Raw genomic sequence first — 23908 nt, 5'->3', positions numbered from 1 at the left:
ACGTTGGCGCTACTTCTTTAAATGGGTATATCTCCAGGGCTTGTGCTCGATTGCTAAACTGACCAAGGTTAGGATTATTTCGAAAAAATGTTCCTGCTGTATCACCATTCCAGAGTACAGCTTTTACATTTTTACCGACCTCCATTGACTGTATATTATTGTTCTCGACGAGACCTGAAAAATTAACGTGAAAATAAGAACCATCATTCAAGCAATGGTCAAAAGGTTGCCCTTGAAAATTTTCCTTGGTCCACAATCGAACACACGTTGGCTCCACTTCTTCTCGACCATTGTCGGCGACAACTGCTGCTCTCGTTAAATTAATTAAATTGTCAAATTGTTGAAGTAAATTAATTGATACACCTTTTGTGTAAACAGACGATCCATGCTCTAAGTTCTTATCAAAAGTCATTACTTGTGAACTGTTGGAAACTGAATATATTCTATTATCGTCAGTATCAATATACCATTTTTGATTGATATCCCCATGGTCACATGTTTTCGCGCGTACAGGCTTTTCTTCGCCCATGTAGTGTATACACTTATCGAGGTTGTCTAATGAACGAAACTGTTTACTACTTGTATATTCCCAACGCTGGTTATCCTGTGAATTACAATCCCAACCGACGACTGATTGGCCGTCTGACCGACTTAAATCCATACATTGGCTTTTTGAACCTTTGGACATTATAAGCACCTGCGCTGGGGAACTTTTCTTTTCTAACTCAATGTACGAAAATTTATTTTCACTATTTTTACCAAAATATGTATTTTTTGAATTAGGCCCAAAACGCCAGTTGAAACCGCTTCTATCGCTGTGAAACCAAAGTCTAGCAGTAACACCTGAGCCTACTTCTAGAGATTCAAAGCGGCCGTTCCACTCTTGTTCCTCACCCCTTTCATAACCTGTCCAATAGTTAAAAACTTGTTTTTCATCTAAACAAAAGTCCCAACGTTGCCCTTGATGATCCTCCTGGTCCCAAAAACGGGCACATTTACTGCCAAATTGCCGTGGAAACACCTCTAGAGATGACACTTCATTATCACCTGAGCTAAAGGACGACACATTTGCTTTATGTGTCCAATTCCAGCCTTTAAAATCAGTATGCTCAAAAATGGTTACATAAACATTTTTACCAACTTTTACCGATGAAAATTTGTCATTAAAACTTCCCAAACTGGGAACTCGATTATCATCCCTTCCATCTAGACAATATGTTTTTGAATCACCTTGGTAGTCTGCACGTTCATAAAAGCGAACACAGTCATCTTTTAACGGTTCATGTTTTAACTCAATGTACGAAAATTTATTTTCGCTATTTTTACCAAAATATGTATCTTTTGAATTAGGCTCAAAACGCCAGTTGAAACCGGTTCTATTGTAGTGAAACCAAAGTCTAGCAGTGATATCTGAACCTACTTCTAGAGATTCAAAGCGGTCGTTCCACTCTTCATACTTACCATCTTCATAACCTCTCCAATAGTTAGAAGCTTGATTTTCATCTAAACAAAAGTCCCAACGTTGCCCTTGATGATCCTCCTGGTCCCAAAAACGGGCACATTTACTGCCAAATTGCCGTGGAAACACCTCTAGAGATGACACTTCATTATCGCCTGAGCTAAAGGACGACACGTCTGCTTTACGTGTCCTACTCCAGCCTTTAATAGACTTATGCTGAAATTCGGTTACATAAACATTACCACCAACTTTTACCGATGAATACGTGTCATTAGAATCTCTTAAATCCGGAAAACGCTTCTCTTTCCCATGGTCTAAACAAAAATCATCTACATCACCTTTGTAGTCGCTCTCGGTAAAGTAACGCACACAATTATCGGCAACCTTTTTAGTGTGAATAATAAAAAAGGATTCGTTAGCGACACCCCAAGGACTGGGAACCTGTGCTAAGTTACTTGTTATGGTCTTTTTATCTGGACCATAAAGCGTCATATCACGAATGTTACTACCCAATTTAATTGACTGATAATCAAGAATTATGTCTGCACCATAAACGTGTAATTCACTCTGGTTGGGACCAAAACATATATCTTGAGACAGACCGTGATAGTTGGGGTTTTCAAATAGTCTGATGCAGTTTTCGTCAAGATTTGGCTTGTACTCTTTACACGATGATTGAGATTGATCGCTAATGTATTCCACTACGTGACCATAAGGGGGATTTTCGCTCGAAAAAATTATCGCTGGAGAAATTGAAATTTCGTTAAATGGAAATCCAAGCGTTACTCTGTCAGTCACATCTTTCCAGGGGTCATTGTCTTTGACAAAAATTTGTTTGAAGTTATTTAATTCATTGGGGCCTGGGTTATACAAAATGACATAACCATTACATTTATCAATTGTACGGAACATTTCTGATGCCGTACCTATTGTAATGGGAGCGCCCATCAATGTCATGAAAGTGATACTGTTATCATCGAGTGGAAAAATCGGATTATCATATTCCTCCACTTTTTGAAGATTAGGAATGGGCTGACCTTTATTTATGCCGTTGGAAACAAGCTGATCAAATTTATTAAGATTGTAAACGTAGCTTTCATCAAAACCTGTCACCATACCTTGAGTAACAATGCGACCCTCTCCCCATACATCTAGAATGGGTACGTCGTAGTTATGAATAACCTCATAAACATTGTCGGTATTGTTAATCCCGGTAGTGATTAGGCTTATATATCCTCCGGCAGCTCCACCGCTAATTGCAGCACCTCCGAGCACAGTGGCTGTGGCATATGCCGCACCTTCGATGACACATCCTGCCCCTGCAGTAAGGGCACAAAACGCTCCCGAAAGCACAGTAGAACCGATTGCACCTAGAGCGAAATCTCTCCAATACGTTCCACTGACTCTGCGATTGCGATGTTGTGGAAGTTCATGCTCTGGGACAACTAGCAAGCCAACGTAGGGTTGTTGAAGTGTTGCACCATAATGGCCTCGCTTATATTCCGAACTTTTGCCTCCATCCTCCCAACGGATGTAACGTACTCCAGAATCATAGTTTAAGAGATTTCCAGAGAGGAACTCAGCTTCCTGAGTGTAATCACAGATCCCATCGTTAGTCCTCTGCTTCGAATCCCAAGATTGGACGACATTTTCATTGACATCCAAAAGTTCAATTTTCAGGTAGTATTTGTCGGGACAATAGGTTTTTCCATACACCCCTGAAAAGATTACTCCTGGAGATTGATCCAGCATATCCGCTGAGTAGCCATGTGCCAGCAAGTCAATCGTCTGTTGACGTATATTCCAATCGTAAGATGTCAGAAATGTTGGATCTTCTGGTAACTCACTGACCAAGAAGCCATCTCCGCCATCTTTAATAACATTCCATGAAGAGAGTTCTTTTGGATTGTTGAGTAGGTTGGGTGGAAGAATCGCCAAATAAGCATTTTGTAGTTTCGGGCCATAGTGTCCTTTTAAATATTTCGTACTTTTGCCTCCATCACGCCAACGAATGTACCTTACTCCAGAGCCGTAGTTGCTGATTCTTTGCTCCAATAATTCTTGGTAGTGCCTCCATTCAGAAGTCGTATTTTCATGTGTACGTACCCCACTAGACCAGGTATGTAGGATTTGCCGATTTGCATCTAATAGCTCAACTTCCAGAAAATATTTACCTGCACTGTATTGCTTTTCAAAAGCCTCTGAAATCAAAATCGGCGGTGCGGTATCGAGAATCGCTGGAGAAAATCCCAAGCCAACTAAGTCGACGACTTGCTCTCGCTTTGCCCATTCATAAGAAGTCAAAAAGCCGTTGCTACGACTGTCTTCAACATTTTTAGGGAGCCAGCCATCTCCGCCATCCTCGGTGATCGTCCAGCCGCTCATGTCACCCGCTTCTGCGTTGGGATTGTTTAGTAGATTGTTTGTATAAGGAGCTCGCTGATCATTACTCATCTCGCCAAACTCTCCTGCTTGTGCAGGAAGCGTAAACACGGATATGGAGAAAAATCCCAAGAAAACTGAGAAATAAAACAATAATTTTTTCATAAAATTCACTCTATTTTTTTCTTCCTTTAATTTAATCCAAAATAGACTTGAAATGGTCTGCGTTTGAATTTTGCTACGTTTGGTAGAGCCTGGCCGTTTGTTATCAGTCGAACCTTGGTTTGATTTTTAATCCTTTTCGTTTTTATTTCCGTCATACTATTAACCCGTGATTCCGCACTTAATTCAGGTATTTATTGGGATAGTGGTTTTAGAGCTATATAGTGCTAATAATACGTCCCTAATAAATTTAATATCATAAGACCCCAAATAATCGGCAGTAAATACGATGGTTTTTTTAATAACGATAAAAATTTTCCATCAAGGGTACTGCCCATTCTTCCCGCATATTTGGTAATAGTTGATAATAAATACAACCTTGACGAAATAATGAATAACTACGAATTTTACTGGTATTTGCTTTAATTGTTCTCTCCAAGTCAGCTTCTTCGCCAGTTTGGCCAAGTAATGTGAGCAAGCCTATCGCAAGTGCACTTATTAAGAACAAGCGATCTCTACGCAACGGTGAGCGAGTTGACGTTTCGCTCAGACCCATACCAAATCGGTAATCTTTAATGTCTCGAAAAGTTGTCTCTATTCCCCATCGTTTCGCATATAGGTCCAAAATTTTCGATGCCGCTAGGTCGCCGCGACTAGATGCCAAAAACCAAGCCGCTTTCATTCCTTTCTTCTTACAGCAAACGATTTTAGCTACGGGCTCGCGTTTAGCGGTAATCTCAACATTTTTTAACGTTTTTGTTCTTCCTGTTGGCGTGAGAAAATGATTTACTGGCAACAAGTTACCTTCTAAATCCGTCACCGTAATTGATGAGTGCATACGGATAACATAATCAAAATTTAAGTCCTCGTTAATAAAATAGAATAGTGAGCTATCACTATTAAGTTATTAATATTTTTATTATTTTCATTATTTTTATTATTTTTATTATTTTTATTATTTTTATTATTATTATTATTATAATTTTTAACACGTTTTAAGAACTATTGCTACAGATTTTTTAAGTCAGCCTTTACGGAAGGGTAGGATCGAACTTTAATTATTGAAAATTATATATTTTATTTTTCAGGGAACTTTTTTAGATAATCATGATCTGATCATTTAGTCCCGAATTCAGATAATAAGTGCGACACTTCATGGGTAGGACTGAGGAAGACAGCCAATTGTTGAGATTGGTATGCTCTTCTGACCAAAGAAACAAGCCGTTCCAATATGAAGTATCAACAATTGACTGAAGGGAAAAGATACCAGATTTCTGTTCTTTTAGAACAAGGTGTATCAATAAAAAACATTGCTCTTGCCATCGACTGTCATAGAAGCTCCGTCTATAGAGAGCTTAACCGTAATAGCGAAAAAGCAAACTACTGCCCTCAAACCGCTCATCAAGCTTGCATTGATAGAAGGCGTCAGGCTCCAAAGTATAAAATACCCTCGGAGCGAGTAGAGTTCATCCGATTGTTGATTGAACACGATTGGAGTCCTGAGCAAGTTTCAGAAGTATTGACGGCTTCAGGGATGCCAGTCAGTCATGAATGGATTTACCAATTCATTGCAAATGACAAAGCCATGGGAGGTAAGCTTTATCGGCATTTGAGGCAAGATCATAAGCGATACCGTAAAGGCAAAAGAACCAAGGCTGAAGCCATTAAGAATGATGTCTCGATAGATGACAGACCAGCCATTGTAGCCGAGATTCCGCAGGTGTTTTTGCAATTATTTTCGAAGCATTTAGTGGCTTTTTCGAAGAAGATGCAGACTTTGCGCTATTACACCTTTCTCCGTAAATTCACGAAAAAATATCAAACAATATCCACTTCAATATCATGCAATTAGGTGTCTTTTTACTCAACTTTACAATAGTAGCACTATTTAGCTCTAAAATCACGCCCCCAATAAAACCAGGTTAAAAATCGTGTTTCGTATCACATTTTAAAATACCTGAATTAAGTGCGGAATCACGGTTGTAGATAGTCGTGAACGCTTCGGTGATTGGGAAATTGATACGGTGCTAGGTAAGCATGGAACAGGCGCTATCGTTACCTTGCTTGAGCGGAAGATTCGCTTCTTTTTGATAAAGAAAGTGAACTCAAAATCAGCGAAAGATGTTACAGCAGCCACAATAGAGCTACTCATGCCCTATAAAACGCATGTACATACAATCACTGCTGATAATGGCAGAGAGTTCGCTAATCATGAAGAAATTGCGGAGACGTTAGAGGCAGATGTTTACTTTGCACATCCGTACAGTTCATGGGAGCGTGGAGCAAACGAGAATGCTAACGGTCTACTTCGTCAGTATGTACCGAAAGGCTCTGATTTACGTGAAGTTAGTGAGGATGTGATATCCCTCGCCATGGCGAGAATAAATTACAGGCCAAAGAAGTGTTTAGGCTTTAAACAGCCAGCCGTGATATTCAAAAAAATGTGGATGGCTGCTTAAATGGGGAAGTGTCGCACTTCGGACTTGAATTCGGGACCTCCTTTTCAACGGTCTTGCGCAATACTAAGATTAAAACAGCGATTAGCTAAAAACGCTCTGTACTCATTCCTTGCAATGGCGGAGCCAACCTGATGAAAAACTGAGGCCGCCACCGATCTAGAATAGATCGCACAATATACTCATATATAGGGTCGGGCTTGTTCAACACTTGGGATTAAACGTTGGATAGGCAACGCTCAATCCTTATCTGTTATGCAACTTATTCACCACCAATACTTGAATCAGTGCCGCCAGTGTGTTCACCGAAGTCGGTTGGTGCTGTTTGTGATCCTGCACTTTTGTCTGATGAATAGTCGAGGTATAAATCCATGGTTGGTGGGCACTCTTGCATATACAGAACTTCGCTAACCCCTTTCTGGAAGTTATCATAAGAACCAAGCGACGATGATAAACCCAATTGCATATAAAGGCTTTGCTCAGTTAGCATTCCATATGCATGGTGTTTATAGTTGATGTATTTATCTTTACTGACTGCAACCAATGCCCAGTCAACTTCTGCCTGCTCAAACCAAAATGAACATATTTTGAGCCTCTTTCATCGGATTAGATTTGATAGGGAAAAGACAAGCGCCCTGAAATGTGTAAAGTATTTGATCTAACCAATTTCGGAGCGTGCGACGTGAAGTCGTATGAAGCGCTGTTCACCGCTCAACGAGTGAACCATCTGTATCACCAGATGAACCTAGGAGCCTGAATAAAGTAGCGGCTCTGACAATGTAACGAAGGTTGGCATTTGCCAATCGGGATTGAAGTCGTGAGAGGACGATCCTCCTGATAACCACAACATCGGGTGAGTGCTAGGTAGTCAGCATGATGAACATAAGTGAATCCGTGTAAGGTGCGTTATGTTGTGAAACAGCGGAAGTGGTTAATACGCTGTAGCCAAAAGGCACGAGAGTCGGAAAGAGATTGCCCCATGCTCTTTCGTGATCGTTGAACTCTCCGCACCATAGCGGGCATCTAAACTGACATTGCGCGACATACGGAACACGGTAAGCCTGTATCACTCCCACTGGGAAAGTCTCTGCGACCGATAGTGATGCAGGTAGAGGATGTTGGAAAAAGCGAAGGCTGCATTGTAACGATGCAGATACAGATTTCTATCTGGCACGAAAGTGAGCTGACTTCCGACTGGTCTTCCGTTGCAAGAGAATTTGAAGAACTTTATTCAAGGAGAAATGCAAATGATGATTTCAAAAGAGATTAGTGCCTCTCCTGACAGCGCTCAGTGGCAGTCCATAAACTGGAAAGCCGTTGAATCCCATGTTTTAAAGCTTCAGATGCGTATTGCAAAGGCAACGAGAGATGGTAACCACGGCAAAGCGAAAGCGTTGCAGTGGATACTGACTCACTCGCGCTCAGCAAAACTTCTTGCTGTTAAGCGGGTATCACAAAATAAAGGCAGTAAAACGCCTGGAATTGACGGCGTTATCTGGAATACAGATACGCGCCGCATGAAAGCATAACACTCCTTTCTTTAACCGATGGAATCATTATTAATCTGTATTCTCGACGCAAAATAAGTGCCCCGTTATTTCACTGTAACAGCAATTAATTGCGAGACATTTCTTAAAAACCATCAATAGAATTCTCAATAACGGCTCAAAAGTTACACTTTGTTTTTGTCGTATCTAAAGTGTGTTTCTGAGATGTAATTGAATTGTAAATACACAAAAAATCGTAGTCCTTATGATTCCTTACATCATTGTGAAATTTTCTACTAGTTAAGAAAGGATTCGTAATGGAACATACTAGAAAGCTCACACCTACATTGAAGGTAGGTTCTCTAAGCTTATTAGCACTGGTTTGTGCTGGTTCACTATATGGTAATAATGCTCAAGCGAACACATCACAAACTGACTGTCGTCCAGATGGCTTATATCAGACACCAGGCATAACGGTACCTTATTGCACTATTTATGATGCAGAGGGGAGAGAGTTGATGGGGGCAGACCACCCACGTCGAGTAATTGGTTATTTTACGAGTTGGCGTTCAGGGAATGATCCTCAGGCTGCCTACTTAGTTAAAGATATTCCTTGGGGCCAATTGACTCATATCAACTACGCGTTCGTCAGTATAGGCTCAGATGGCAAAGTTAATATTGGTGACGTTAATGATCCGAACAATGTAGCTGTAGGTCAGGAATGGCCTGGTGTGGAAGTTGATCCTGCGCTTGGCTTTAAAGGCCATTTTGGGGCGTTAGCGACAGCGAAAAAGAAACATGGTGTAAAAACCCTGATCTCTATAGGAGGCTGGGCTGAGACCGGTGGTCATTTCGCTACCGACGGTACACGAGTTGCTGACGGTGGTTTCTATACTATGACCACTAATGCTGATGGCTCGATTAATCATCAAGGAATTGAAACCTTTGCTACTTCAGCCGTTGAAATGATGAGAACGTATCAGTTTGATGGTTTGGATATTGACTATGAATATCCTACCTCAATGGCAGGCGCGGGTAACCCAGATGACAAAGCGTTTGCAGAAAGCCGAAGAGCGCATCTTTGGAAGTCTTATGAAGTGTTGATGAAAGTACTGCGTGAGAAACTGGACGCGGTCAGCGCTCAAGATGGTGTGCACTATATGTTGACGATTGCGGCACCTTCCTCAGGCTACTTACTGCGTGGTATGGAAACCATGTCGGTGACCCAATATCTTGATTACGTAAATATTATGTCCTACGACCTTCACGGAGCATGGAATGACCATGTAGGCCATAACGCAGCCCTTTATGACACAGGTGAAGACTCCGAATTGGCACAATGGAACGTCTATGGTACGGCAGCTTATGGTGGCATCGGGTACCTAAACACTGATTGGGCTTATCATTATTTCCGTGGTTCCATGCCTGCTGGTCGAATCAATATTGGTGTTCCGTACTATACCCGAGGATGGCAAAACGTTTCTGGTGGCAACAAGGGCCTATGGGGGCGCGCACCACTTCCAAATCAATCTGAATGCCCAGCAGGAACAGGAGAGGGAGAGAAAAACAATTGTGGTTACGGCGCTTTAGGTATCGACAATATGTGGCATGACAAGGACGTTAACGGCAATGAAATGGGCGCGGGCTCTAACCCTATGTGGCATGCAAAGAACTTAGAGCAGGGGATTTGGGGCTCCTATGCACAAGCCTATGGTCTAGATCCTGTCAACGACCCAAGCGATAAATTTGTAGGAACCTACACTCGTCACTATGACAGCGTTGCTGTTGCACCTTGGCTGTGGAATGCAGAAAAGAACGTTTTCCTTTCTACCGAAGATGTGGAATCTATTGATGTAAAAGCGCAATACGTTATTGATAAAGAAATTGGTGGCATCATGTTTTGGGAACTTGCGGGTGACTACAACTGTTATGTACTAGACGCTAATGGTCATCGTGGAGCGGTTGATCTTACGGAACAAGCCTGTGCAACTGGTAATGGTGAATATCATATGGGTAATAGCATGACCAAAGCCATGTACGACAAATTCTTGAGTGCTAGCCCGTATGGCAATAAAGTTGCTACGGGGGCGATACCAACTGAGGCTGTTGATATTGCTGTTTCTATCGATGGTTTCAAAGTAGGTGACCAAAATTACCCAATCAATCCTAAAATCACGTTCACCAACAATACAGGCACCGACATTCCAGGTGGCACTGAGTTTCAATTTGATATTCCAGTATCGGCACCGGACAACGCTAAAGACCAGTCTGGCGGTGGACTAAAAGTTATCGCTTCTGGTCATACTAGAACGAATAATATCGGTGGTCTAGACGGACCAATGCATCGCGTCGCCTTTACGCTACCAAGCTGGAAGAGTTTAGCAGCTGGGGCGAGCTATGAACTGGATATGGTGTACTACCTACCTATCTCAGGTCCTGCTAATTATGCAGTCAATGTTAATGGTGTCGACTATGCATTTAAGTTCGAACAGCCTGCTCTTCCTCTTGCTGACTTGAACGCTGGTGGTGGGAATAATGGTGGTGGCGATGGAGGTGGTAACTCTGGAACGTGTAATACCACCGGAGTAAATGCTTATCCAAATTTCCCTCAAACGGACTGGAAAGGTGACCCTAGCCACGCGAGTGGTGGTGATAAAATGAGTCACAACGGCGTGGTTTACAAAGCGAAATGGTGGACGAACTCGGTGCCAGGAAGTGACGGTAGTTGGGAACAAGTCTGCGTTATCTAATAGATAGCAACTAAACAACAAAGCCGCCAAGTTATATTGGCGGCTTTTGTAATTTATGTCATAGAGTTTTAGTCTAAAAATACATAGCCTTCCGGTACAACAACAATACCTTTATCTGAGATATGAAAACGCTCCGCGTCTTGTGATGGGTTTAGGCCAATCACTGTACCGGCAGGAATGACAACGTGCTTGTCGACAATACAGTTTGCTAATTGACAGTTTTCACCGACGGTAACCTCTCCAAACAAAATACTGTCAGCAATGGTCGCACCATCATTGATTCTTACGTTGGATGACAGAATGGAGTGGTGGACTGAACCACCAGAATTGACCACACCGTTGGCGATAATCGAGTTAATAAATATGCCTTCGTTCCCAGTCGCAGAAGGGACAGTGCGTGCTGGAGGCAACTGAGGTTCATATGTCCGTATTCCCCAGTTTTCTTGATATAAATTCATTGGTGGAACAGGCTCTAGTAAGTCCATATTCGTCTCATAGAACGAATCAATAGTGCCGACATCTCGCCAGTAGCAATCTCGTGCCACGCGGCCTTTATCTTGGCCGAAGTTGTAAGCATAAACACCTTGTGAGTCTATCAACTTAGGAATGATATCCTTTCCGAAATCGTGACTTGAACTATCCAGTTCAGCGTCATCTTCTAGAGCTTGCTGAAGTGTTTCCATATCAAATACATAGATGCCCATAGAGACAAGGGAACGACGAGGGTCTGTCGGCATGGCCGCTGGATCTGCTGGCTTTTCAGCAAATGCTGTTACTTGCAACTCAGCATTGGTCGCCATTACTCCAAACGCACTGGCTTCATCTCGAGGTACGTCCATACAAGCAACCGTAAGTTTAGCACCAGTTTGTTTGTGCTCTTCAACCATAGCAGCGTAATCCATACGATAGATATGGTCGCCTGACAACACAACTACGTGCTTAGCGTCATTTCGTGAGAGGAGCCACATGTTGTGATAAATAGCATCGGCAGTGCCTTCATACCATTTGCCGCCTTTTCTCATTTGCGGTGGTACGACGGTAATAAATTCTTTTAGTTCAGGATTGAAGATCGACCAACCGTCTCGGATATGTTTATGTAAGGAATGAGACTTGTATTGGGTGAGAACCAGAATTTGCCGTAGTCCAGAATGCAAACAGTTGGTTAGCGTAAAGTCGATAATTCGGTATTTGCCACCGAAGGGTACGGCAGGTTTAGCGCGGTCATCGGTTAGAGGGCTTAACCGTGAACCCATGCCTCCTGCGAGAACAATCGTAAGGACATCTTGCATCGTCTTCTCCCTGAATGTGTGCAATTTTTATGGGGGTCTATTAATCCTTACAAGATCTACGCCATACCGTAACTTACTGATTATTCAAAGCTATGGAGTTCCTTAAATAGAGTTTTGCACCATTTTAGTAATGTCTATTCGAAAATTGCACCCGAATAGCAGCAGTGATATCGCATTGACTCAATATGGTGCAAATTGCAGAATATTAACTTCGATAGTTATGGAAATGTCATGTGTCACAAATATATATTTGAAGAATTAATATAGTCTTCCAAACCGATAAGAACAGGTCTTCTCAATGAGATTTATATTGCGCGCTATTGCTGCCTTACTACTACTGTTTTCCCTACCGAGCCTGGCATTAAGCCCATCGGATATCGTCATCAAATCTGACCAATCTATGAGAGGCGACTCAAGCTATACCGAACTGACCATGCGTATTATCAGGCCTGATTGGACGAGAACAATGAGTATGAAGAGTTGGACCAAAGGGCAAGATCTTTCCCTTGTTTTGGTTACAGCACCAGCAAAAGATAAAGGCTCTGCCTCGCTAAAACGTCAACGGGAAATGTGGAACTGGTTACCGAATATTGAGAGGGTGGTAAAGATTGCGCCATCTATGTTGGGACAGTCATGGATGGGATCGGACTTTACCAATGATGACCTCATAAACCAGTCTTCTATTGTAGTTGATTACACACATGAGTTAGTGAAAGAAGAGAGTTTCGATGGTGAAAAAACTTGGGTCATTGACGCTTATGCTAAGCCGGATGCGCCAGTCGTTTGGAGTAAGGTAAGACTATGGATATCAAAAGAGACCTTTCTACAACGTAAAGCAGAGTTCTATGACGAATTTGATGAGAAGGTAACTACGATGCAAACCTTTGATATCAAGGAATTAGGTGGACGTAAAGTCGCAACGCGAATGGAGATGATCCCTACTGATAAGCCTGGGCAGAAGACCGAGATGATCACTCATCAAGCACAGTTTAATTTTGCTATTGAAGACAGCTTCTTCTCTCAAAGGCAAATGAAAGCGTTACGTGACTAAGGCCCACATGAAAACAAGGAGTGAGCGTTCATCATGTTGTTAAAACTGGCTTGGCGAAATCTGTGGCGACAAAAACGCCGAACCTTGCTAACCGCATCGGCGTTGGCATTAGCCCTTTTTTTGTCTCTGTTAACTCGTAGCTTTCAAGAAGGAAGCTACAACGCCAACATAGATAACGCGGCACGCTTTTTTACCGGCCTCATTCAATTACAGCACCCAGAATATGCTGAAAGCAACAGTATCTATGATGTGATAGCGGGTGACTTGGAACAGTTTCCTTATTTAAAGAACATGAACAGTGTTAGCTATATTTTGCCGAGGCTTGAGTCTGTAGCACTGGCTGCGGCTGATGACCGCTCTAAAGGTGTGTTGGTTTTAGGCGTGGATCCAGAAGCAGAAGATCGTTATTCACATATTAGCAGTAAAGTCAGTTCTGGGAACTTTATAGATTCTGACAGTAACGGAGTTTTATTGAGCGAAGGACTAGCCTCGTACTTAAAACTGAACGTAGGTGATGAAATAATACTCTACGGACAGGGTTATAGAGGGCAGACCGCTGCGGGGCTTTACACTGTAAATGGGTTGCTTCACTTCCCAGTAAAAGCACTGGACAACCAAATGGTTTATATGCCGATTAAGCTGGCTCAAGAGTTATACAGTACTGGTAATCAGGTTACTTCATGGGTATTGCACACTGACTCCCTTGAGCACGTTGCAGCGGTCGAAACAAAGCTTAAAGATCATTATCAGGATCAATTGCGAGTTAGAGACTGGCAGGATCTATCTCCTGAAATGGCGCAACAGATTGCTATGGATCGCGCTGGTGGGATTTTCTTAATTTACATCCTATATGGCATTGTTGGTTTTGGTTTGTTTGCGACTGTCATGATGATGACACTAGAAAGACAGCGAGAGTTTGGTGTCATGCTTGCAACGGGTATGGTACGACGTCAACTACTAGGGTTGTTATTTATTGAATCAGCGTTCATTTGTCTTTTAGGCATCGTTATCGGTACGTTATTGACCATGCCTGTTCTTGGCTATTTCTCTTTTAATCCTATCGAAATAACGGGTGAGACCGCTCAAATGATGCTGGAGGCTGGCTTCGAGCCGATTCTTCCGGTGTACCTCGATCCTTCGCTATTTATAACTCAAGCCGTTGCTGTCACATTCATCTTATTATTGTGTCTAGTTTACCCAAGTTGGCGTCTCTATCGTCTCAACTTGGTGTCTGCGCTAAAAGGAGGGTCGCATGCTCATTAAATTGGCGTGGCGTAATCTATGGCGCAACAAAATTCGCACCGGAATCATGGCAGGCGCTATGGTGTTTGGTCTGGTGGGGGTAGTGGCCATGATGGGGTTTATGAATGGTATGACTGACAACATGGTCCATAATGCTATTGCTTGGCAAACCAGTCACTTACAGATCCACAATCAAAGGTTCAATGAGAATCCTGATATTAAAGACACCGTAATTGGTGATACGCAAATTGAAGCTGCACTAGAGGCAAACCAGAATATCAATCAATGGGTATCGAGGTTCGTTGTGGATGGCATGATGGCATCAGCCAGCAGCACACGTGGTGTAACGGTACTGGGCATAGATTCGAGCAATGAACGTGGTTTTACACCGATTGCAGAACGTCTCATTGATGGGGAGTGGCTTGATGACAAAGGCCGGAATCCGATATTAGTGTCGGCTAAAAATGCGCAACGTCTAAAGCTTCGCGTGGGCTCTAAGGTGGTGATTACGTTTACCGACCCTGAAGGACAGGTAACGGGGGCGGCATTCCGAGTTCGCGGCATTTTTAAAACGCCATCTTCTGCGTATGATGATGCGCACGTGTTAGTTCGAAAGTCCGACATCCAATCTTTAGCCAAGCTCAACGGAGTGCATGAGTACGCCGTGCAAGTTAAAGCAAAGGCTAACGCCGACAGTGAAGAGCAAGTGCGACATGTTGTCTCAGAACTGCAATCGCTCATTCCTAGCGGCAACAAGGTCCAAGGTTGGTATCAATTACAGCCGCTATTGGCAACCATGATTAATACGATGAAAATCAGCAATCAAGTGATGCTGACGGTTTTTGTTGTCGCTATGGCATTTGGTATCGTCAATATCATGTTGATGTCGGTGTTTGAACGTACCCAAGAATTCGGTGTTTTGATGGCAGTGGGGATGCAAAAGCATAAGATTTTTACACTGGTGATGTTAGAAACCGTGTTGCTCGGCAGTTTAGGTGCTGTTTTAGGCATTGTATTTAGCAAAGTTCTTATTGCTATTTTAGGTCAGACAGGGTTATCGCTTGGTTCGATGGCGCAGGGGCTAGGGGCTTATGGTGTCGACACCATACTGTTCCCTACGGTCTCCAATGACCAATACCTGATGGTATTTGTCACCGTGTTTATCGCCTCTATAGTGGCTGCGCTCTATCCTGCACGACAAATCCTTAAACAGAAACTCGTTGAAGCCATGTCTGATAAGAAATAATCAAAAGGTAAGTGAATTGAGATGACCATAGAGATTAAGCAGCTTAATAAAATCTATAACTCAAAAAGTGAATTTCCGGTACATGCGGTTCAAGACTTATCTTTGACGATTGAGCAGGGAGAGTTTGTCGCCATTATGGGACCGTCGGGTTCAGGAAAAACTACTATCCTCAATATGTTAGGGGGCATTGATACCCCTACATCTGGAGAAGTATGGATTGAGGGAAGCAACATTTGTCAGCTATCTGAGAAACAACTCATTGCATTTCGCCGTGACAATATCGGGTTTATCTTCCAGGACTATAGTTTATTACCTGTCCTTACTGCTCAAGAGAACGTCGAGTTTGTCATGCAACTACAAGGCGTAGCAGAGAAGCAGTGCCAACAGCGTGCGAGTGAGTTATTGGTCCAAGTGGGGCTTGAAAATCAGAAAGATAAACGGCCACCAAAAATGTCTGGGGGACAACAGCAACGTGTCGCCGTCGCACGTGCTCTAGCGCCAAGACCACGATTTGTGATGGCGGACGAACCGACAGCAAACCTAGACGCCAAAAGTACCGCAGAACTGTTAGATATTATGCAACATCTAAACGAAGTGGAAGGAACGACATTTATATTTTCCACCCATGATCCTCGAGTGATAAAAAGGGCAAAGCGCGTCATTGTGTTTGAAGATGGCAAACTGGCGTCCGACAAACTGCAAACTGAGCTTACCACGGAGCTCGAACACTAGTTATGTGGAAAAAGTTAGTCACCACCATTTTTATCGTTGGCGCAGCTGTCTATATGGTAGAAGTGAAAGCGGAGATACCGGGGTTACAGCCAGAGAAGAACTGGGACCTAACCGGTTATGTGAAATACATGGCGACAGAGGGCATTCCAGATCACGGAGAGAATACCTTAGATCACCTTATACATCAGCGATTTAACTATGAGTATCGCTTCTCTTCCTCATTTCGTTTTAATGCAGGCATGCGCAATAGAGTACTCGCTGGCGATAGCTTGAGTGCGCCGTTCTATTCGGAGATTATTGCGGCGGACAACGGATATTTTGACCTATCAAGAAACCTCGTCGATAACGACAACATGATCATCAACAGTCAGTTTGACCGTTTGTATTTTGATTGGAAAGGAGATGACTGGAGCTCAAGAATAGGACGTTATCGAGTCAATTGGGCGATGAACACCATTTGGAATCCTAACGATCTGTATAACTCTTACTCGATATACGACTTTGACTATGAAGAAAGACCAGGAACCGATGCGATATCGCTCAGCCGCAAACTTGGATTTGCGAGCAGTATAGACCTTGTCTACAGTCCCAGCAAAGACAGCAATTTACAGAGATATTCTGCTCGCTATCTGTTTAATCACAACGGTTGGGACATGCAGATTCTCGCAGGACGCTCAGGTTTGGACAATGTAGTTGGTGGTGGCTTTGCTGGTGATATTAATGGCGCTGGGTTTCGAGGGGAGCTGACATGGTTTGACCCATGGAAGTCCGAGTATCAAGGTCAATCTTATGAAAAGACTATCGTATCAAGTATTGAGACTGACTATAGTTTTGGTGGAAGACGCAATTGGATAGGGCGAGCATCGGTACTTTACATTAGTGAACCACAACAAGCGATTGATGCGGCGGTATATCTAACTTTACCTCTCACCGCGAGAACTCTGAGTTTTACTAAATCCACGGGCTACGCCGACTTAGGTTTCGACATTACACCATTGTCGAGATTTACCATGTCTGGTAGTTACTATCAAGATGGCTCTTTTTTCGTTGGTTTATCGAACAGCTACTCATTGTCTGACGACTGGCAATTACTTACCGTATTACAGCGTTTTGATGGCAGTTCTGGAAGCTTGTTTGGAGCAACCCCCTCAACACTGCTGTTTGCCAACATCAAATGGTCGTTCTAATTACTTAGATGATGAGTCGTTTTCTCTAGAACTAACCGGAACCATGCACTGAAGATTGCTGGCTCCGCCTTCATCGTTTGCTCAATATCAGACTTCTGCCACCATTCACACAGTTCTGCTTCGTTTGCATTAAGGTTGAACTCGACCTCTTTCGATTCAGCAATAACCACGTGATCAAGTTCATTCTCAGTTAAACCATTGCTGAATTTAGCACAATAACTAACGGTACCAATATCGATGAGTTCGAGTGGGGTCGTTATGCCAAGCTCTTCGACAAGACGACGTTGTGAAGCCGAGATAATCTCTTCATCTGGACGTGGATGTGAACAGCAGGTATTACTCCACAATCCACCACTGTGATATTTATTGATCGCGCGTTTCTGAAGTAAGAATTCAAGTTGGCCAGCGTTATAACGATAAATAAGCACTGAAAAAGCCAAGTGTTTAAGACCCAAACGGTGGGCTTCCAGCTTCTCTTCGGTACCGATTGGTTTCCCAAATTTATCGACGACAACAACCAGTTCACAACTCATATTCTATCTCACGCTTGCTTAATGACCGCTTTGAACACTGCGGTTTTTCTCTTATTTCACTGCGCCAACCAGCGAGGGCGCGCATCATAGCACAAAAGATCCTGTGATGGAGAGTGGAGGGGAGATTAATTCACAACATTGATACTAAAGATGAAGAGAGATGGATAATTTATGTATTGATTGGGCTCATTCTTTCAGATGTGGATGAGAGTAGCGTTGGTACCTCGGTAACTGATTTCTTAGATTATTGAACGTCGCTCTAGCACTTTGGGTCGAGAGTTTATTCATCAACCAGTCGGGTAATATTCCACCAGGGTCTGCATAGGCTTTGTATTCGATAAGTGTCGTACCGTTGGTCAGCTTTTGTAGATTCCAACTCGCATCGACAGAAGTAATTCGAATATAACCCTCTTGTATCGGTAATGAGGATTCAGGCGCATCGTTAATTTCGATAGTGAAACCATAATCGTCGACCCAATACTTCGAGTAGGTAACCATATCGCGGTCTCTCGCTGGCCAAGGCGCTTTAAACTGGGTATAAACGATGTTTTCGTTGATTGATATTTGCCTTAACACTCGGCTATGGCTGGCGTTATCTATCCAGTTGGGGACGTTTTCACTATCTTCTAATAAGGTTAAGAAGGCGCTATAAGTTGTTGGTGTAAACATTTGCGCTCGGATTTCGACTAAGCCATCGGTATGTTCTCGATTGTAGATAGTGATTCCGTCATTATCACTGTCAAATTGCCAATAGCTATTTTCTTCAGCGCTTAATGAGCCTGTCAGCAGTATCGTCGAGAAAAGCATAATGATGCGTAAAACGTCCATGTTTTACCTGTTGAATGTCAGTTTCTTGCATTAAGCATATACAATTTTATTAGAAAAATCAGGGTAGTAGACATTTAAGTAAAAGAATGGAAGTAGCAGTAGATAGGTAGAAGTAGGGAAAGGCTTTTCAAATAGTAAGAGCCAACAGGGCTAGGCGCACGTGTTGGCTCTTTTGGTTGTTATGAATATTAGCCTTCGTTACGCTTTCGGCCTACTAAGTGATTTGACGCCGCTGCTGCCAAAAGCGCACCACCAATCACCAAGGTTTGGTAGTAGGCAGGTACGAGAGTGAGCATCCCAACGGTTAAGGTCATGATAATCAATGCACCAACAAATGAACGCAGTACTTTGCCTTCACCGCCACTAAATGCCGTACCTCTTGTTCCGCGATGAAAGTGGTACGCATGCGAAGATGACCATCGCTCGCCGTAAAGGCACTGGTTGCCTTGAACTGTTTGACCTTTAATTACGCTTGTTAGACGGTTTAAGGCGACCCATTTACTAAACCCACCTTTATGGTGGTTTTTATTGGAACCATAGAAGCTAATGCCACTATTAGTATTCAAAAGATTTATTAGACACTACAACTGGCTTTGTTGCAGAAATCGAATAAACTAAATCAAAATCTTACGATCAGATCAGGAACATTCATTAACTGACTCTGATTTCATACCGAAGCCTCGCTACAAAACCACCAACTGGCGCAAGTACAACAACTCCCTAGTCAATCGAGGTTCACTCACGTTTTGGATTGACGAGGCTTTATTGCTTAAATTGATGGAACTAAATCAAGAAGCTACGATCTGATCGTCTACACCCATCAATCATCGTAGCCTTATGCCGAAACCTCGTTACAAAACAACTAACTGGAAACAGTACAGCGAAGCCTTAATAAACCGTGGTTCACTGACCTTTTGGATTGATGAGGAAGCGATAGCCGAGTGGAAGCAAAACAAACAAGGAAAACGTGGTAGACCCCGCCGATTTAGCGACTTAGCCATTACTACCGCACTGATGGTGAAACGCGTTTTCTCTATGCCATTGAGAGCGCTGCAAGGTTTTCTAGACTCAGTACTCAAGCTGGCTAACATCCTGCTTGTTTGCCCCCACTACACCTGTATAAGCCGCCGAGCTAAGGAAGTTGAGGTTTCTTTTAAAACTAAAACCAGAGGCGCAATAAAACATCTGGCTATTGATGCCACTGGTCTCAACGTTTATGGCGAAGGTGAATGGAAGGTCAAGAAGCATGGCACTGATGGGAAGCGCAGAGTCTGGCGTAAGCTGCATATCGCAGTAGATATAAGCACCCACGAAATAGTTGCAGCAGAGCTGAGTTTATCTAACGTAACCGATGCCGAAGTGCTCCCCAACTTACTTAAGCAGACACGTCGTAAAATCATTGAGATATCAGGTGATGGAGCTTATGACATAAGGAATTGCCATGATGCTATACGAATTAAGCGAGCGATTCCCCTCATCCCGCCACGAGAAGGAGCAGCCTTCTTGGAGCAAGGACACCCTCGTAATTTAGCGGTAGGTTGTCAAAAGCTCCACGGCTCCAACAAGAAGTGGAAAAAGCGGTACGGCTGTCATAAGCGCTCTCTATCAGAGACCGCAATGTATCGGGTGAAACAGTTGTTAGGTGGGAAATTAAGCCTAAGAAATTACAATGCTCAGGTTGGCGAGACTTACGCTATGATCAAAGCTCTGAACAAGCTTACAGGGCTTGGTATGCCTAAAACTTGCCGTGTTGGCTAACAATTAACCGAAATAGGTCTGATCTACTTCGAAAATGAATTACGCAACAAAGCCTATGCACGGTCCTGACGGCATTCGATTCTTTACTCGAATGAAAACCATCACTACACGTTGGCCCGAATCGGATGTGAAAGTCGGTGCAAAGGACAGCACACAGACTCAAGCCGAATTCGTCATGCCAACTATGAAATAACGCATAGGTATTGATTTTGCGAAATATATGAGCGCACGGGCTTGTTTAAACGAGCCCTTTTAATATCTGTCACTTAGGCTTTGTACACAGTTGCACTTAATCAGTAAAAGCAATAGGCTATTCAAAGCATATCGAATACCGTATCAAGGATGAATGTAGCTCTATGACAAGCTCTAGTTCGGCAAATACTACTAAAGGTTCAACCCTAGACCGAGTACTACAAGTGCTCGCCATCGTGGCTCACAGCCGTGGTCAACTCAATAGAGAGTCTATTGCCGAACAGCTGTCTATGCCAATTGCGTCTGCGAACAAACTGATCAACCAGCTTATCGTTTTAGGCCATCTCCAAGAAAATATCATTGGTCGCGTTATTGCGGGGCCGAACCTGCAGTCTTTATCTCATGATATTTTGAAGAACCAACGCTTTTCTGAACAAAGAACATCGGTGTTGCAACGCCTTGCTGACACGATTGGTGAAACGTGCGGAATTTCAGTGCCTAATGGTATCGAAATGATCTACTTTGAGCGTGTGAACTGCAACTGGCCACTGCAAATCAATTTGGCAGAGGGGAGTCCGGTGCCTATTGCAGCTTCCGCATCGGGTAAGCTTTATCTCGCTTCATTGGACACTTCAATTCGTGAAAACGTCTTACAACACATGGGGTTAACCGAATACACACCAAAGACCATAACCAATGATGGCCTATTTCTTGAAGAGCTGAGCCGAATTGCTGAACAAGGATTTGGTGAAGACAATGAGGAATTTGTCGACGGTATGGTGGCGATATCGGTGCCGATTGGCTCCGGTGCATTAAGTTTTGGCTATCTATTTTGCCATGCACCGAGCTTTCGTACCTCGTTGGATCAGCTGAAAACACATCTCCCAGAATTACGCTCAGCTGCGCAAGAAATTTTAGAGTTTACGCTTGGTGAGCTAAAGACCGAGTAGTTTGATCTTTGCCAAAAATTACCGTACGGCATTAATCGTTAGTGAGAATTTGTGATTGGTTGAGATATTAATTTTCATCCGTCTCGAGTATGTTAATACTTCCAATTCAAGGGAGCATTAGGCATTGAAAACCAGCAACGCAATGTACCAACCTCATATTCAGCAGCATTTAAAAGACACCACAAAGTTCATTAATGGATATCTAAAATCAGGCAAAGGTGAGTTGACAGCATCCTTGGATAGTCAGAACCAAATCAAGATTCGCAACTCAGAGGGAGCGATCGTCAAAACCTATGACGGTGAGAAAATTGCGGAGAAAAAAGCGGGCGTTGATACCTACGTATAAGGAATAGGTCTAGCTTGAAAGCTAGACCTATTTGAGTGCTCTTGAAGTTCGAAGGCCTACTTTATACCTGTTCGCTTGGGTGTCCCCACATGCGCGGCTCAGCGTAAGGGCCTGTTTATGTGGGAGCAATTTCGCCGTGCTCAGGCTATGCATTATCTACCCCAGAGTGAAAAGTTCCCAGCGCAAGGCTGCTTGTTTAATGAGGCAGAGCAGCTTAACGATGCTCCCGTCGATAATGATGATCCCGAAACCGAAACCATTACCTACACACGTAAACGAGGTCGCAAACCCATCAATCCAAATTTACCTCGTGAAGTGATTGAGCATGATTTAGCGGACAGTGAAAAGGTCTGCAACTGCTACCAAAGCCCAATGCACGCAATCGGTGTGGAAACATCAGAGCAAATTGAAATCATTCCTAAGCAAGTCAAAGTGCTGCGTCATGAGCGTAAAAAATACGCATGTCGTCACTGTAAGCAACAAGGTACAGGCAGTAAAGTGGTGACGGCTAAAATGCCGAAACAGCCATTACCTGGCAGTATTGCCACAGCTGGGACCTTAGCAACCATTGCTGTAAGCAAGTATGCTGATGGGCTTCCTCTTTATCGTATCGAAAAAGAACTTTCCCGAGTGGGCTTAGATATCCAACGTACGACACTGGCAAATTGGATGATAAAAACAGCGGAACTCTTATTTCCCATCTACCAAGCTTTGCATCAAATATTACTGAAAGAGCCAGTTATGCATGGCGATGAGACCACACTTCAGGTTCTCAAAGAGCCTTGTAAGAAAGCAGAAAGCAAGTCTTATCTTTGGGCTTATGCCAGTCCAGAGCAGAGCCTAACACCCGTCACTTTATTCGAGTATCAACCCGGTCGAGCGCATCATTATCCCAAGCGGTTCCTCGATAAATATGCTGGCAGCATCATGACGGATGGTTATTCGGCCTGGCGCATGTTGGATAACGTTCAGCATCTTGGCTGTTGGGCCCATGCAAGGCGTAAATTTAAAGATGCGTTGGATCTGAGCCCCAAAAAAGTGGGGCAAGCTAAGCAGGCGCTGAGCTATATTCAGAAGTTGTACGCAATTGAGAAAAAAGCAAAAAATTTATCGCCAGATGAGTGATATCAGCTTCGGCAAAAACACGCGATCCCGATCCTCAGTTCCTTTTACGCTTGTTTAGATAAAGCTTCAGCAAACCTACTTCCTAAAAGTCCAGTGGGAAAAGCGGTCGCTTATGCACTCAACCAATGGCCCTATCTAAAAAGATACGTTGAAAATGGGTTATACCCTATCGATAACAATCGAGTTGAACGCGAGATACGCCCAGTGGCTGTTGGCCGAAAAGCATGGTTGTTCAGCGACACACCAAGTGGTGCAAACGCCAGTGCTGTTTTGTTTAGCATCATGCTAACTTGCCGAGCAAACAACGTCGAACCTTATGCTTATCTGCGACATGTGCTAACAGAATTACCTCAACGAGAGGTGGGTTGTGATGTTAGTGATCTGCTGCCGTGTAGCAACAGACCAATAAAGGACTAGGTGGGTAGAAATACCCGCTTACTTCTAAGTGGTAGAATTCATAAGTTACTCCTGTCAACGACCATCGGGATGATGGTGTTATAAGAGTATAACTTGTGCTGAATTTACTCTGCTGCGGAGCGGCTTCGTTCAACAAAGCCATGAAGTGTCGCACTTATTATCTGAATTCGAGTATTATATAATGATGATATGGCTTTTTCATGGAAAAATCTCATGAACGCAACATTTACAATCTTGGTTAAGTATTTAATTAAACTTGTTCTTCCGATCGTTTTTTTAACTTGTACAAGTTTAATATATTTACATTATGAGTCTA

The 23908-nt window shown here is 43.1% G+C and carries 19 protein-coding genes and 3 pseudogenes; 15 read left to right on the top strand and 7 right to left on the bottom strand.

The window, feature by feature from the left end; translation table 11 throughout:
- A partial coding sequence (locus VTH8203_RS23500; protein WP_208617802.1) for a beta/gamma crystallin domain-containing protein occupies positions 1-4006 on the bottom strand: 4006 nt, incomplete at its 3' end.
- Between the two features lie 295 nt (positions 4007-4301).
- On the bottom strand, positions 4302-4877 hold the full coding sequence (locus tag VTH8203_RS23495; protein WP_279627190.1) for a transposase: 576 nt from the start codon (positions 4875-4877) through the stop codon (positions 4302-4304).
- Positions 4878-5234: 357 nt separating this feature from the next.
- On the opposite strand from VTH8203_RS23495, the gene VTH8203_RS23490 reads away from it, so the two are divergent.
- Both VTH8203_RS23490 and VTH8203_RS23485 read left to right on the top strand, forming a co-directional pair.
- The gene (locus VTH8203_RS23490) at positions 5235-5855 is read left to right on the top strand and encodes an IS30 family transposase (RefSeq protein ID WP_096995769.1); all 621 of its coding nucleotides are present in this window, start codon (positions 5235-5237) and stop codon (positions 5853-5855) included.
- A 127-nt stretch (positions 5856-5982) separates the two neighbouring features.
- Positions 5983-6462: pseudogene (locus VTH8203_RS23485) on the top strand (IS30 family transposase); the annotation flags it as partial.
- Between the two features lie 259 nt (positions 6463-6721).
- On the opposite strand, the gene VTH8203_RS23480 reads toward VTH8203_RS23485, so the two are convergent.
- The gene (locus VTH8203_RS23480; RefSeq protein WP_096995768.1) at positions 6722-6949 is read right to left on the bottom strand and encodes a hypothetical protein; all 228 of its coding nucleotides are present in this window, start codon (positions 6947-6949) and stop codon (positions 6722-6724) included.
- Positions 6950-7706: 757 nt separating this feature from the next.
- Between VTH8203_RS23480 and VTH8203_RS23475 the strand changes: the two are divergent.
- Positions 7707-7985: pseudogene (locus VTH8203_RS23475) on the top strand (reverse transcriptase N-terminal domain-containing protein); the annotation flags it as partial.
- Positions 7986-8263: 278 nt separating this feature from the next.
- Positions 8264-10696 carry a chitinase C-terminal domain-containing protein gene (locus tag VTH8203_RS23470; RefSeq protein ID WP_096995767.1) on the top strand — a complete coding sequence of 811 codons (2433 nt, stop codon included), beginning with the start codon at positions 8264-8266 and terminating at the stop codon, positions 10694-10696.
- Between the two features lie 68 nt (positions 10697-10764).
- Here the strand turns inward: VTH8203_RS23470 and glgC are convergent, their stop codons facing one another.
- On the bottom strand, positions 10765-12009 hold the full coding sequence (gene glgC / locus VTH8203_RS23465) for a glucose-1-phosphate adenylyltransferase (protein WP_306346049.1): 1245 nt from the start codon (positions 12007-12009) through the stop codon (positions 10765-10767).
- Between the two features lie 274 nt (positions 12010-12283).
- Between glgC and VTH8203_RS23460 the strand changes: the two genes are divergently transcribed.
- From VTH8203_RS23460 to VTH8203_RS23440, 5 genes are read left to right on the top strand one after another with little or no spacing between them, the layout of a single operon-like run.
- Positions 12284-13036: an outer membrane lipoprotein-sorting protein gene (locus VTH8203_RS23460; protein ID WP_096995765.1), complete on the top strand. Its 753-nt coding sequence runs from the start codon at positions 12284-12286 to the stop codon at positions 13034-13036.
- A 33-nt stretch (positions 13037-13069) separates the two neighbouring features.
- Positions 13070-14299 (top strand): ABC transporter permease, encoded by a 1230-nt coding sequence (locus tag VTH8203_RS23455; protein ID WP_096995764.1) that lies wholly within the window; start codon positions 13070-13072, stop codon positions 14297-14299.
- Positions 14289-15524, top strand: coding sequence for an ABC transporter permease (locus VTH8203_RS23450; RefSeq protein ID WP_096995763.1), 1236 nt, complete (start codon positions 14289-14291; stop codon positions 15522-15524). Before VTH8203_RS23455 ends, VTH8203_RS23450 begins: the two co-directional genes overlap by 11 nt.
- 21 nt (positions 15525-15545) lie before the next feature.
- Positions 15546-16256, top strand: coding sequence for an ABC transporter ATP-binding protein (locus VTH8203_RS23445; protein ID WP_096995762.1), 711 nt, complete (start codon positions 15546-15548; stop codon positions 16254-16256).
- Between the two features lie 53 nt (positions 16257-16309).
- On the top strand, positions 16310-17443 hold the full coding sequence (locus tag VTH8203_RS23440; RefSeq protein WP_244181324.1) for a hypothetical protein: 1134 nt from the start codon (positions 16310-16312) through the stop codon (positions 17441-17443).
- Here VTH8203_RS23440 and idi read toward each other — a convergent pair.
- The 3 genes from idi to VTH8203_RS25315 form a co-directional block, all read right to left on the bottom strand.
- Positions 17440-17976 (bottom strand): isopentenyl-diphosphate Delta-isomerase, encoded by a 537-nt coding sequence (gene idi, locus VTH8203_RS23435; RefSeq protein ID WP_096995760.1) that lies wholly within the window; start codon positions 17974-17976, stop codon positions 17440-17442. The two genes, VTH8203_RS23440 and idi, sit on opposite strands and share 4 nt — an antisense overlap.
- A 186-nt stretch (positions 17977-18162) precedes the next feature.
- A complete protein-coding gene (locus VTH8203_RS23430) occupies positions 18163-18783 on the bottom strand; it encodes an START domain-containing protein (protein WP_244181323.1) in 621 nt (206 codons plus the stop codon).
- 209 nt (positions 18784-18992) lie between these two features.
- A complete protein-coding gene (locus tag VTH8203_RS25315; RefSeq protein ID WP_244181319.1) occupies positions 18993-19370 on the bottom strand; it encodes a hypothetical protein in 378 nt (125 codons plus the stop codon).
- A 271-nt stretch (positions 19371-19641) separates the two neighbouring features.
- Here VTH8203_RS25315 and VTH8203_RS23420 point away from each other — a divergent pair, with 271 nt between their 5' ends.
- From VTH8203_RS23420 to VTH8203_RS25310, 6 genes and pseudogenes are all read left to right on the top strand, one after another.
- On the top strand, positions 19642-20562 hold the full coding sequence (locus VTH8203_RS23420) for an IS5 family transposase (RefSeq protein ID WP_096995758.1): 921 nt from the start codon (positions 19642-19644) through the stop codon (positions 20560-20562).
- 34 nt (positions 20563-20596) lie between these two features.
- On the top strand, positions 20597-20755 hold the full coding sequence (locus VTH8203_RS24700; protein WP_158296242.1) for a hypothetical protein: 159 nt from the start codon (positions 20597-20599) through the stop codon (positions 20753-20755).
- 163 nt (positions 20756-20918) lie between these two features.
- Positions 20919-21704: an IclR family transcriptional regulator gene (locus VTH8203_RS23415; RefSeq protein WP_096995757.1), complete on the top strand. Its 786-nt coding sequence runs from the start codon at positions 20919-20921 to the stop codon at positions 21702-21704.
- A 124-nt stretch (positions 21705-21828) separates the two neighbouring features.
- Positions 21829-22050, top strand: coding sequence for a hypothetical protein (locus VTH8203_RS23410; RefSeq protein ID WP_096995756.1), 222 nt, complete (start codon positions 21829-21831; stop codon positions 22048-22050).
- Between the two features lie 117 nt (positions 22051-22167).
- Positions 22168-23421: pseudogene (tnpC, locus tag VTH8203_RS23405) on the top strand (IS66 family transposase); the annotation flags it as partial.
- 36 nt (positions 23422-23457) lie between these two features.
- On the top strand, positions 23458-23592 hold the full coding sequence (locus VTH8203_RS25310; RefSeq protein WP_244181321.1) for a transposase domain-containing protein: 135 nt from the start codon (positions 23458-23460) through the stop codon (positions 23590-23592).
- Positions 23593-23908 lie beyond the last annotated feature (316 nt).

The sequence above is a fragment of the Vibrio thalassae genome, from assembly GCF_900089835.1.
Lineage (GTDB): Bacteria > Pseudomonadota > Gammaproteobacteria > Enterobacterales > Vibrionaceae > Vibrio > Vibrio thalassae.
The sequence above is the reverse complement of the archived record's forward strand: the minus strand, read 5'-3'. Positions and strand labels throughout refer to the sequence as shown.